This is a genomic window from Tolypothrix campylonemoides VB511288_2, from assembly GCF_045999855.1.
Taxonomy (GTDB): Bacteria; Cyanobacteriota; Cyanobacteriia; order Cyanobacteriales; family Nostocaceae; genus Scytonema; species Scytonema bouteillei_A.
The window spans coordinates 137,920-149,894 of the sequence record NZ_JBFPMW010000012.1; the positions used below are offsets into that span (position 1 = coordinate 137,920).

The window sequence follows — 11,975 nt, forward strand, 5'->3', positions numbered from 1 at the left end:
GATTTTTATAAAATATTAGCTTATCCAAACGTCAAATAGAACGTTGAGCCAACACCTACAGCAGACTCAACCCAGATGTGACCGCCGTGACGCTCAACGATCTTCTTGGCAATAGCTAAACCCGCACCTGTTCCCCCACCATATTTTTCTTGTGAGTGGAGACGTTTGAAGAGGCGGAAGATAGTTTGATAGTGGTGTTCTGGAATCCCTATGCCATTATCTCGGATATAGAACATTGGCGATGGGCGATCGGTAATTGGAGACTCGGAAGAAGATGGGGCGACTGTATCAACCATATTTCTTGTGTTCGGAGTTCCTATTTCCGAGTCTTGATTCTCTTCTTCCAAACAACCAATTTCAATCCATTTGTCGGCTTGATTATTGTATTTAAAAGCATTAATGATTAAGTTATTCAAAACCTCACCGACAAGAACCGGGTCGCATTCAATTGTCGGTAAATCTTTAGCTGTGCGAATTTCAATGTTAGCTTGGGGATAGCTTGCATAGAAGATAGCGATCGCCTCCTCAAGCAATGCGTTGAGATCGATCGCTTGTCGCTGAAGTTCTCCTTGACCCAATAGAGAGAGGCGTAACAAAGCATTAATCAGACTTTCCATTCGTTGGGATAAAAAAACCACTGTTTGCAAGTAGTCAATTCCATCCTTATCAAGTACGTGAGCGTAATCTTCGAGCAAAACATTTGAGTAATTATAAATCCCTCGCAGAGGTTCTTTTAAATCGTGGGATGCAGCGTAGGCGAAAGATGCTAGCTCGCGATTACTTTGCTCCAACTCATGGTTGATCTTGGCTAACTCATCTGCTTTAGAAATAACAATTCCGACAATCGCATTTCTTAAAGCAAGAGCGCTATCAAGTTCGCACGATTGCCAAGGTAAGGAAGTCAATCGAACTGTTTCTTGCCATTTTTCAAAAGATTTTCGCGGCGAAAGAGTCACGCTACCACGCGCATCAACCTTGACCGCTTCATTTGGATTCCCCGCCCAATTCACTGTTTGAATCACCTCAGGACGAAACCAAAGAATGTAATAGCGCCGCACTTTGGAAATTCGTAAGAGCAGCAACCCACTAGCAGTCTCTTTAAAGGTAAGAGCCTCCGGAAAAAGCTGTGGTAGAGAATTGGTGGAAAACAAATTGTCACTAATTTGAGTATCCGCCCATTCAATGAGAGTGCGAACTTCCTCAATACTTGGAGTTGTTCCCACAAGAGTGATGTCATTATCGAGACAAACAGCAGAGCCTTTTGCATTCACTAAATCTAGCAAGCGAGGTTCGGGAGAAATAAGGGCTTCTCTAAAATTATCTGCTTGGGAAATAGATTCTATAAATTCAGTTTGTAATGATTTAAGCTTTACTTCATAATCAAACTCTGACTGGCTGACTTTGTGAACTAACTCTGAAGACACGAGTTGTCCTAAAAACTCACAAATTCTCCGGACTTCCAAAGTCAAATATTTTACATTATAATGATGGCAGGAAATTAACCCCCAAAGAGTTCTTTCCTTAATAATCGGTACAACGAGCAGAGCTGAAACACCCATGTTTTGATGGTATTCAACACAACAAGGATGTACGCTTCTTAATGCAGCGCCGCTTAAATCTAATGGCTGTTGTGTTTGGGGATTGTTGAGCGGGATGAGAGTGACAGGTTGAGCGTGAAAACTGGGAATAAATCGCAGCAAAGAGCGCGTGTATAGTGCTCTTGCTTCAGTGGGAATATCTGTTGCAGGATAACGCAACCCGAGCAATGGTGATAAATCCTCTCGTTTATCTTCAGCGATAACGATCCCCGCTCCCGATGAATCAAACTGGTAGACCATCACTCGATCGAACTCTGTAATTTTTCTGACTTCGGATGCTACTAATTGTACAAAATCTATAAGTTTTGATGTTTTTTGCATCTTGGAAATCGCCCCACTTGTTAAAGCCTGGAAGCTCAAAAAACTCATTTGCGTGAGGGAGTCAATAGGTTCTAGCTCAAGAATCCATATTTGTTCTGTAAAGTTAACGCTACCGTCAAAGTACTTTTCTCCTTCATGAGTGAGAATTGACAGTTTGAAGGTATTAACCATACCTTCCTGTTGTTGCAGGAATTTTTGGATGCTTTCGAGTTGTGAAGCGTTGAGTAAGGTACTGAGAGGTTGACCGAGTAAATCTTCTGGGGTTTTACCCAAATACTCTTGAGTGTTATTGCTAACTTGCAAAATTTCGAGATGAGGACTCAATGCTAGCAAAACACCATGAGGTTGAATTGAACCGGGAATATGAAGTTGTTCGTAGTTCGTCATTCGCGAGTCAAAGGCAAACCCAACCAATTGCTTAATTCATATGCTAACCATTCAATTTCAGGTTCGGAATGAATCAAACCTTTTCTTCCACCAAGCTGATACTCGTGAACTCCTGCCCAAATTGTCAGTTTTGGTGGGATTTCTATTCTATTACCTTGAAAGTCGTTTGTATAGGTTTTTGGAGTGTAAATGATCTTGGTAATATCCCTTGTTGCTGCAGGAGGTATGCGATTGTATTTAACTCCTAACAATTCCCATGTAAAGCAAATTGAAAACCGATTTAACTTCAGTCGGCTGCGTCTTAACAACGGAAATAAAACAGACGACATCATCTGAAAACCAGCGCCCCAGAACGGGAGTGAAAAAATAACAGAAGGAATATTGATGGGAAAAGGAAGAAAGAGGGCGGTCAGTGTCCAAAAAAGAATAAATGAATTCCAGGCGATCGCAAACAAAGCCATAAAAATCATTGATGGCTGAAACCCGGTAGGGGGAACAAGAATTTCCAAAAAATCCTCATCTTTGTGCAGAATAATTTTGCTATTGGCTGGTTGAGAGATTGGGTAAATCAGAGCCCTACTGCGATCGCTCTCATCAGTGTTATGTAACTTTAACCGACTTGTTGTTGTTTGTTGTTGTGTATTGCTGACCCAATTATTGCCATCCCAATACCAATGCTCTTGAATCCACTCTATAAAAGATATTTCTGTTGGCTGTGACTGTTGTAAAAGCTGTGGGTGTTCTAAAGCAGCGCGTGCTGCTGGTGCGGAACTCAAACGTTTGTCTAAACTTGGTTGAATCATCCACGCCAACCACTTTGTCAAATTGGGACTGAGGGTGGCTGCTTGTTCAAATTGAATTCGCAAGTCTTTTTGAGGTAAATCCGCAGGATGAGACCCCGTGACTAAGTAAATTAAGGTAGCACCCAAACTGTAGAGGTCAGAAGCAGGAACCGTGCGTCCGCCAAACTGTTCTGGAGGCATATAGCCGTAAGTACCTACAATAGTTCTTGTTCCCTCTTCTCCTACCGCCGCCGTTTGCACCGAACCGAAATCAACTACGTATAACTGTCCTACATTGTTTCCCGAACGATTTGTCAACAAAATGTTACTGGGCTTAATATCGCGATGAATGGTAGGAGGCTTGCGATCGTGTAGGTAAATCAGAATGTCTAATAAAGCTTTAGCTATTTGTTTAACTTCGTTTTCCGTAAAAGTACGACCCGCTTTTATGTACTTTTCTAAAGATTGTGCTGGGATATAAGTTTGGACGAGAGCAAACCCTTTGATGGTAGGTAAATCTACCTCAAAATAATCTAGATAGCAAGGAATCGAGGGATGTGATAGGGTTTTTAGGGTTTCGGCTTCCCGCTCAAACAGCTTGAGATCGTCCCACTCAAAGTCACTGTTGAAAGACAGCAGTTTCACAACTACCAACTCTCCCGTCAGTAAATCTCGAGCCAACAGCGTTCGCCGTCCTGCTTTTTTACCCATCAGCTGCTGTACTTCATATCGATCGCCCAATACCTGACCGTTCATGGGAATGACTTACTAGTTTAAGAAGGAAATCTTTCGTATTAATTTTATTTACCTAAGTTAGGCAAACTTACTATCCTTACTATAGCTGTACTTTGACTTGAGAGATGCCCTCCCAACTTTGGCCTTACATCACTCCTGGTATTTCAGATGAACTGTTTGAGCGTTTGCCGGGAATTCCTTTAAGCAAGCGAGAAATTCGACTGCTGTTACTTTCCCAATTACGGCTCAAACCCGATACAGTTTTATGGGATATTGGTGCGGGAACAGGTACGATTCCAGTAGAAGCAGGTTTGCTCTGTCCTAGCGGACAAATTATTGCTGTAGAACGTGATGAAGATGTAGCAAATCTGATTCGACACAACTGCGATCGCTTTGAAGTTAAGAATGTCAAAGTTATTGAAGGCAATGCTCCGGAGTGCTTGCAAGATATTAATGTTGCTCCCGATCGCGTATGTATTGAGGGCGGTCGTCCCATCCAAGAAATCATGCAAACAGCATGGGAGTATTTGCTACCATCAGGTCGAGTTGTAGCCACCGCCGCCAATCTCGAAAGCCTGTATTCTATCTCTCAAAGCCTTTCTCAATTGCAAGCGAGAAATGTCGAAGTTGTGCAATCAGCCGTGACTCGATTGGAGACGAGAGGTTCCTCACAGACTTTTACTGCTGTTAACCCCATTTTTATCCTAAGTGGTGAGAAACTAGATTAGAACTGAATGATGAATTATGAATTATAAATTATGAATTCATCATTCAGCATTCATAATTCATAATTCATAATTTTTTATCTATGCCTTGGTCTCGTATTATTAGCGGAATTATTGCAATAGCCTTAGCAATGAGCGCCACTCTTCTGGGTGGATGGTACTTCACTAGCTTGTTTGCAATTATCATTTTTTTGGGTCAACGGGAATATTTTGATTTAGTACTCGCCAAAGGGATGGCTCCTGCTGCCAAAACCACTATCGTTGTCAGTCAAGTTTTGTTGGTCATCTGTACTATAGATGGTAATTTAGCAGATGCGGTCATGCCCGTAGCCGGAACTTTTATTTGCTTTTACTTGCTATTTCAACCCAAAATGGCGACAATTGCGGATATTTCGGCTTCTATTTTGGGGTTATTTTATACTAGTTATTTACCAAGTTACTGGGTACGATTGCGAGCGATTGACAATACAGGCATTACTTATCTACCTACGAGCGATTATTTATCTAAATTATTAGATATCGTACATAGGGGTGATTTAAGTTTACTTCCGCAAGGCTTGACAGCAACATTACTTACTTTTTTGTGTATTTGGGCATCTGACATTGGTGCTTATGTTGTGGGTAAATTTTTTGGCAAAACACCTTTGTCTGACATTAGCCCCAAAAAAACTGTTGAAGGTGCAGTTTTTGGTGTGTTTGCTAGCGTTGTCTTAGCCCTTTTAGGCTCTCACTACCTGAATTGGACGAAGTTTCCTTTCACAGGTATAGCTATAGGTCTGTTAATTGGCATAGCCGGTCTTTTAGGGGATCTCACTGAATCTATGCTGAAACGCGATGCTGGAGTTAAAGATTCCGGGCAGTTAATTCCCGGTCACGGAGGTATTTTAGATCGTACCGATAGTTATATTTTTACGGCTCCTTTAGTGTATTATTTCGTGACACTTCTGTTGCCGTTACTTAATAGAGGAATTGGGGGTTAGGGATTGGGAAGAGATCCCCGACTTTTTTAAAGACCTATCTAACGCATGAGGAGTGAAAAGCACGATTTGTCAACAGTATCCGCACGAGATGTCGGAGATCTTGCATATTTATCCCCAATCTCTTACTCGAGAAGATATAATCAAAATTAATAAACTATATTCTTTGATTTTAAATATCTAATTCTATGGATTGACGTTAATTCGTCCGCGACACACTAGCTTACCTGAGTGTATGGTTAATTCTTGGATGTCAACATCAGATCCTAGATCGAAATCTAGTTCGCGTTCGATCCCCTCAAGTGAGCTTGCTGTATTACTTTGAACTTGAATGTGTTGAAGTCGCAACTCATGGGAACTGAGTAATTCCACACCCATACCGATCTCTAAGTAAGTAGGTTGATTGTCTTGTGCTAAAGTAGCAGAAAGCACCACCTTACTGTTATCTAGGTTAATTTTTTGCCAAATAACTGACTTGGATTTTCGCTTCTGTTCTGGTAATAGTTGAACCAGAGCATCATTCAAACCACTCAATAATAAAGTAGACGAAAGAGAAGCATTCAAGTCTTCCTCTGTCTGGATCAGTTCGCCTACCACTGGTACTGTTTCTAACAGTTTCAGAGGTTGTCCCTTAAGGACTGAGCCGATGTTGACGCGAATATTTTCTGCGACCATGTGAATTCTAGTAAGATGGAGACCTTGATAAACAGCATGACTGCCAAAAATAGATACAAAAGGGATGCATCCGGAAAGGAGTTGGCGATCGCTGGCTTTAATTTCTACTTCAAGTTGCTCGACCTGGCTCACTTGTGCTTTCAACCAAAGCTTGAGTGCAGTTGTTAGTACTTTAGTGACTATGCGGATTTTTGGATTTTGAGTTTGGGAACTATTGTGTTGCATCTAACCGTTTTACCTATGGGTATTTTGTCAAAAAAAACAAGTTATGAAATAAATCTTAACTTTAACACCTATGGCAGGTTACCACAAAATGCAAATATATTATTTATTTATAGGAACAAGATGAAGCATACGTAATTTCTACATGGAGGTACGGTTACAAAAAATAATTTCTCAATGGGGTATAGCCTCCCGCCGTGAAGCTGAAGAAATGATCGAGCAATCACGAGTGCGGATCAATGGTGAAGTGGCACGTTTGGGTCAAAAAGCAGATCCAGAAAAGGATATTATCACTGTTGATGGTGAGCTTGTGTCTGTGATAGAACGTCCATCATTGGTGTATCTGTTATTGCACAAACCACTTGGTGTAGTCTCGACTTGCGACGATCCCCAGAGAAGAAAGACAGTCCTAGATTTGCTACCCAAAGAATTAAGTTCCGGTAAAGGTATTCATCCAGTTGGTCGTCTAGATGCTGACACAACAGGAGCATTAATACTTACAAACGATGGAGATTTAACATTTGGGCTAACTCATCCACGGCACAATGTTCCTAAAACATACCGTGTTTTAGTGGAGGGACATCCACCGCAAGAAGTGTTAAAAATGTGGCGTCAGGGTGTGCTGTTAGAAGGACGCAAAACACGGCCAGCACAAGTCAAAAAGATAGAAAGTCTTGCATACTCTACCTGGTTAGAAGTTGTGTTAAAGGAGGGGAGAAACCGTCAGATACGCCGTGTTGCCCGACAGTTAGGACACCCGGTAATCGGACTGCATCGCACAGCCATAGGTTCGATTCAATTGCAAGCACCCGGACAAGGTTTACTTGCCGTGGGTGAGTATCGTTACCTAGAAGATTTTGAAATCCGCTTTTTGAGAAAAGCAGTGGAAGAAGTCAAAAGTTTGGATAGCGGAAGCCATCGATCGAAGTTTTAGGAAGATACCTATTAATGATTCAGTGGGGTAAGGAGTGTAACAGGATTATGCAGTGGCTAAACAAAAAAAATCATCGAGAATCAACCCCTTCATTAGACCAGCAACGAGCTGAAGTCTTGGCAGAAATGGGTGCTCAGCTTTGGACGCGGCGTTTGGAAAAGGGTTTATCCCTAGAGGAAATGGTTGCGCTCACAAAGATTTCCCGAAGATTACTACAAGCGATCGAAGAAGCTAACCTATCAGAACTGCCAGAACCAGTGTATACTCAAGGTTTAATCCGGCAATATGCCGATGCTCTTGGTTTTCACGGAGTGCAGTTCTCCAGCAGTTACCCAATTGGTACAAATCGGGTAAATTTCAAGCCCATATGGAAAACATCATCAGATCAATTACGTCCCGTTCATCTCTACGTACTGTATATATTTGTCATTTTTGGTTCCATCAGTGGCTTGTCGCAATTTTTAAATACAGCGACTTTGCAAGCAAGTAGCGTTCAAAATAACCAAAGAGTACAAAAAGCACCTGCGATCGGATCGCAGATCGCACAAAATAAAAACGTACAACTTCAAGCTTTTAGCGAGTCTTCTAATAATGGGGAGCAAGTACAAATTGGTGTAACTTTGAAAGAGAAATCTTGGATTAAAGTTGTCGCCGATGGCAAAATTCAGTACGAGGGTGAGCTACCAGAGGGAACTCACCGTATTTGGAAAGCCCAAGCACAACTCACCGTTAAAGCCGGAAATGCTGGTGGCGTACTTGTGAGCGTGAACAAAGAGGAAGCCAAGCAATTGGGAGAACCAGGAACAGCGAAGGAAGTTACCATCGCTGCTGCAAATCGTTCTTGAAAAAGAGAGGGGGAGACAAGGGAGAGGGGGAGAAAATTCTACCTTGTCCTCCTTGTCCTCCTTGTCCCCTCTCAAGATTTACTTTGCGGGCTGCGTCCGGAAAGACGAGTGAGAGTTTGCAAGCGCTGAGTGGCTTCTTTTGTTAAACTATCTGATGTATAACGCCAGTCCCAATTTCCTTCAGCTTTACTTGGGAAATTCATCCGCGCTTCACCACCCAATCCCAAAACATCCTGTAATGGAATAATGGCTTGATTTGCCACAGAATTCATGGCTAATCGAATAAAGTCCCAGTGAATACCTTCAGGGCTGAGACAGCCTAAATAATCCAACACGTATTGCTTTTCGTACTCTGATGCTTGGTTGAACCAGCTAACAGTTGTGTCATTGTCGTGAGTCCCAGTGTAGACAATGCAATTGCGCGAGTAGTTGAATGGTAAAAATGGATTGCCCGCATCAGCACTAAAGGCAAACTGCAAAATCTTCATTCCTGGAAATTCAAACTTGTCTCGCAGCGCTTCCACTTCTGGTGTAATTAACCCCAAATCTTCTGCCATAATGGGGAGTCTACCCAACTTCTGTTTGATAGTTTCAAACAACTCTTCTCCAGGGGCTTTGATCCACTCTCCATTGACAGCGGTTTCTTGCCCTTTTGCCACAGCCCAGTAAGCCTCAAAACCTCGGAAGTGGTCAATACGAATCACATCGACATAGTCAAGCAATGCTTGAAAGCGCCCAACCCACCACTTATAGTCTTGTTTTTTCAATTCCTCCCAGTTATAGACTGGATTACCCCATAACTGTCCGGTTGCACTGAAATAATCGGGTGGAACTCCCGCCATCAGCGCCGCTTCTCCTGTCTCTTCATCCAGGCAAAAAATCTCGGGATGAGACCAGACATCAGCACTATCGTGAGCTACATAAATGGGAATATCGCCAATGATTTGAATTCCGCTCATGTTGGCATAGGTTTTTAATTCAGACCATTGGCGGAAAAATTCATACTGGGTGAATTTGTGGAAGAAAATTTCTCCCGTGAGTTCTCGCCCAACCCGATCTAATGCTTCTGGTTCGCGTTTGGCAAGTTCAGGCTCCCACTTATGCCAGCTGACTCCGCCGTTAGCCCCTTTGAGTGCCATAAATAGGGCATAATCATCAAGCCAATAGGCTTTGCTATCGCAAAAACCAGCAAATTCTTTTTGCTGTAAGGGCGTTGCTCTGTTTTTAAAATTCTCACAGGCTTTCCTTAATAGCTCGAGCTTAATTGGTATGACTTTTTCGTAGTCTACCTTAGAGCCCTCAAATCCTGGTAGATGAGCAAAGTCTTCTTCAGACACTAAGCCTTGCTCTACCATTTTTTCTAAGCTAATGAGGAAGGGGTTACCAGCTAATGCTGAGTAACAAGCATAAGGAGAATTCCCGTAACCGGTCGGTCCTAGAGGTAATACTTGCCAGAATTGCTGGCAGCTATCTCTAAGAAAATCGATGAATTGATAGGCTTCTAAGCCTAAATCCCCAATGCCAAATCGACCGGGAAAGGAGGTAGGGTGTAATAAAATACCACTTGATCTGGGAAAAGGCATACTTAACCTGTTGTTAACAAGAAAGCGATCGCATCGAATTTACCATGGAACAGAAGGTATCAGTGTGAGTGGTTAGTTGTTAGTTGTTAGTTGTTAGTTGATACCATTAACCACTAACCCCTAACGATTAACTACTGGCATGAATTACCGAAATCCTGCTCCAACAGTTGATATCATCATTGAATTGGTTGACCGTCCTCATCGACCAATAGTGTTAATTGAGCGACATAATCCACCTTTTGGCTGGGCTATCCCTGGTGGTTTTGTCGATTACGGCGAATCTGTTGAAACTGCGGCGCAACGCGAGGCTTTGGAAGAAACTGGTTTGCAGGTAAAGTTGATCGAACAATTTCACGTGTATTCCGATCCCAGCCGCGATCCCCGCAAGCACACTCTGAGTCTTGTGTTTTTGGCAACAGCGACTGGTGAACCGCAAGCAGGGGACGATGCCAAAGGTATAGACATTTTTGAGTCTTGGCGAATACCTGAAAACTTATGTTTTGACCACAATAAGATTTTGCACGACTATTGGCACTTTCGGCATTATGGAATACGTCCGAGGTTGGGGTAAGATCGATCTAAATTGAGACTGGGCGATGTTCGCCATCTCGTCCATACAAGCAAAATCTACCTTCGTAGGTTTTATAAGGAAAACCGAAAGAAAAGTTATGAGCGTCACTTATACGGGGGGTTGTCAGTGCGGGGAGATTCGTTATGAAATTCGTGCCGAACCTTTAACACTCTACTTGTGCCACTGCACTGAATGTCAAAAACAATCATCTAGCGCTTTTGGTATGTCTCTGACCGTCCCGCGAGATGCTGTTGTTATTGTGCAAGGACACCCGAAAGCTTGGACTCGTGGAGCCGATAGCGGGCGTGAGGTCAAATGCTTGTTTTGTGACAATTGTGGAACGCGATTGTTTCACCAGAGGAGTTACAACCAACAAACAATTAACGTTAAAGCCGGAACATTGGACGATACGAGTTGGTTGCGTCCTGTAGGTAACCTTTGGACTCGCAGTGCCCAACCCTGGGTAACCATTCCTGACTCCATGCTTAATTATGACGGTCAACCCTCAGATATAAGCCCTTTATGGGAAAAATGGTCACAACAGCACTCGCGCATCGTACAGTCGGATACAAGCTTTGAGTAGTTGGATGAAAACATCTGCTGTCGTTATCACTTGTAAATCTCTCGACGATGCCCAATTCGGTCAATAAAAATTATTTTTTCTTCACCATTAAATTCATAAATCACTCGGTAATCGCCAACTCCAACTTAAAGAAACCCGATAGATCGGATGTTAAAGGCTGCGGGTTAACTTGCTCGAAATTCTCTGCCAACCAATGAATCTTGCTAAGAACTCGCTCCCGGACAGCTTGAGTCAACTTTTCCAAATCAGCGAGAGCTTCTGGTTCATACTCAATGATGTAACATACTCAATGATATAACTCATTATCAACCCAAGCCAAGCCTGCTCGCAGCCTCTTGTGCTGAAATACCACGAGTTCCTGACTTTCTAAGTCTTTGAATTTCCACAAGCTCTTGCTTGAATTCCTCCTTAATCGTCATTTTATGGAAACTGGTAAGATGGCAGGCGATCTCGCTGGTGTAACAGGTGGCAATAAAGAGCTTTACTGCATACTCTTAAAAGAATAAAGGTGGTGCCGTGCTAACTGGTGCGATAATGCCAGATGGAAAAATTCCTAAAAAAACCTCAATCCCAAATTATCTATGACTCGTCAAGTAATTCGTACTGATAAAGCACCCGCACCAGTAGGACCATACAATCAAGCAATTATTGCCTCCGGTCAAATGATTTTTGTTGCGGGGCAAATTCCCATAGATCCCCAGTTGGGTGATGTTTTCTACAGAGATGATGTAGCAAAGCAAACCGAGCAGGTTATGGCTAATCTTGAAGCTATCCTTACAGCCGCAGGGGCTAGCTTCCAAAATGTTGTGAAAACAACTGTTTTTCTGTCCGATCTCAATAATTTTGCTGCAATGAATGCAGTTTATGCTAAATATTTCTCTGAAGACTCAGCTCCAGCCCGTGCTTGTGTTGAAGTGTCGCGTTTGCCCAAGGATGTTTTGGTAGAGATTGAGTGTATTGCGATAATTTAGGGCTGGGTTGGCAGATCCCCGACTTTTTTAAAGAAGTCGGGGATAATCACTGAAATCTTTATTAAA

At 42.6% G+C, this 11,975-nt stretch carries 12 protein-coding genes and 1 pseudogene; 7 read left to right on the forward strand and 6 right to left on the reverse strand.

Annotated elements, in window-relative coordinates:
• Positions 1–20: 20 nt before the first annotated feature.
• On the reverse strand, positions 21–2,306 hold the full coding sequence (locus AB0756_RS29455) for an ATP-binding protein (RefSeq protein ID WP_038074897.1): 2,286 nt from the start codon (positions 2,304–2,306) through the stop codon (positions 21–23).
• Positions 2,303–3,844 carry a serine/threonine protein kinase gene (locus AB0756_RS29460; RefSeq protein ID WP_038074892.1) on the reverse strand — a complete coding sequence of 514 codons (1,542 nt, stop codon included), beginning with the start codon at positions 3,842–3,844 and terminating at the stop codon, positions 2,303–2,305. The genes AB0756_RS29455 and AB0756_RS29460 overlap by 4 nt, the downstream gene beginning before the upstream one ends.
• Before the next feature lie 104 nt (positions 3,845–3,948).
• On the opposite strand from AB0756_RS29460, the gene cbiT reads away from it, so the two are divergent.
• The gene (cbiT, locus tag AB0756_RS29465) at positions 3,949–4,551 is read left to right on the forward strand and encodes a precorrin-6Y C5,15-methyltransferase subunit CbiT (protein WP_038074889.1); all 603 of its coding nucleotides are present in this window, start codon (positions 3,949–3,951) and stop codon (positions 4,549–4,551) included.
• 80 nt (positions 4,552–4,631) lie between these two features.
• Positions 4,632–5,528, forward strand: coding sequence for a phosphatidate cytidylyltransferase (locus AB0756_RS29470; RefSeq protein ID WP_038074885.1), 897 nt, complete (start codon positions 4,632–4,634; stop codon positions 5,526–5,528).
• 183 nt (positions 5,529–5,711) lie between these two features.
• Here AB0756_RS29470 and AB0756_RS29475 read toward each other — a convergent pair whose 3' ends face one another.
• Positions 5,712–6,425: an LmeA family phospholipid-binding protein gene (locus AB0756_RS29475; RefSeq protein ID WP_038074880.1), complete on the reverse strand. Its 714-nt coding sequence runs from the start codon at positions 6,423–6,425 to the stop codon at positions 5,712–5,714.
• A 142-nt stretch (positions 6,426–6,567) separates the two neighbouring features.
• On the opposite strand from AB0756_RS29475, the gene AB0756_RS29480 reads away from it, so the two are divergent.
• On the forward strand, positions 6,568–7,356 hold the full coding sequence (locus AB0756_RS29480; RefSeq protein WP_038074876.1) for a pseudouridine synthase: 789 nt from the start codon (positions 6,568–6,570) through the stop codon (positions 7,354–7,356).
• 47 nt (positions 7,357–7,403) lie between these two features.
• Positions 7,404–8,201, forward strand: coding sequence for a helix-turn-helix domain-containing protein (locus AB0756_RS29485; protein WP_038074875.1), 798 nt, complete (start codon positions 7,404–7,406; stop codon positions 8,199–8,201).
• 71 nt (positions 8,202–8,272) lie between these two features.
• On the opposite strand, the gene malQ is transcribed toward AB0756_RS29485, so the two are convergent.
• On the reverse strand, positions 8,273–9,784 hold the full coding sequence (gene malQ / locus AB0756_RS29490; protein WP_038074873.1) for a 4-alpha-glucanotransferase: 1,512 nt from the start codon (positions 9,782–9,784) through the stop codon (positions 8,273–8,275).
• A 139-nt stretch (positions 9,785–9,923) separates the two neighbouring features.
• Here malQ and AB0756_RS29495 point away from each other — a divergent pair, with 139 nt between their 5' ends.
• Together AB0756_RS29495 and AB0756_RS29500 are read left to right on the forward strand one after the other, a co-directional pair.
• The gene (locus tag AB0756_RS29495; RefSeq protein ID WP_038074871.1) at positions 9,924–10,355 is read left to right on the forward strand and encodes an NUDIX domain-containing protein; all 432 of its coding nucleotides are present in this window, start codon (positions 9,924–9,926) and stop codon (positions 10,353–10,355) included.
• A gap of 97 nt (positions 10,356–10,452) precedes the next feature.
• Positions 10,453–10,938: a GFA family protein gene (locus AB0756_RS29500; RefSeq protein ID WP_063779570.1), complete on the forward strand. Its 486-nt coding sequence runs from the start codon at positions 10,453–10,455 to the stop codon at positions 10,936–10,938.
• A gap of 26 nt (positions 10,939–10,964) precedes the next feature.
• On the opposite strand, the gene AB0756_RS29505 is transcribed toward AB0756_RS29500, so the two are convergent.
• Both AB0756_RS29505 and AB0756_RS29510 read right to left on the reverse strand, forming a co-directional pair.
• Complete coding sequence (locus AB0756_RS29505; RefSeq protein WP_237266089.1) at positions 10,965–11,042, reverse strand: type II toxin-antitoxin system RelE family toxin; 78 nt, start codon at positions 11,040–11,042, stop codon at positions 10,965–10,967.
• Positions 11,039–11,173, reverse strand: a complete 135-nt coding sequence (locus AB0756_RS29510; protein ID WP_272899903.1) for a type II toxin-antitoxin system RelE family toxin — start codon at positions 11,171–11,173, stop codon at positions 11,039–11,041. Before AB0756_RS29510 ends, AB0756_RS29505 begins: the two co-directional genes overlap by 4 nt.
• Positions 11,174–11,451: 278 nt before the next feature.
• Here AB0756_RS29510 and AB0756_RS29515 point away from each other — a divergent pair.
• Positions 11,452–11,909, forward strand: a pseudogene (locus tag AB0756_RS29515) (RidA family protein); the annotation flags it as partial.
• Positions 11,910–11,975 lie beyond the last annotated feature (66 nt).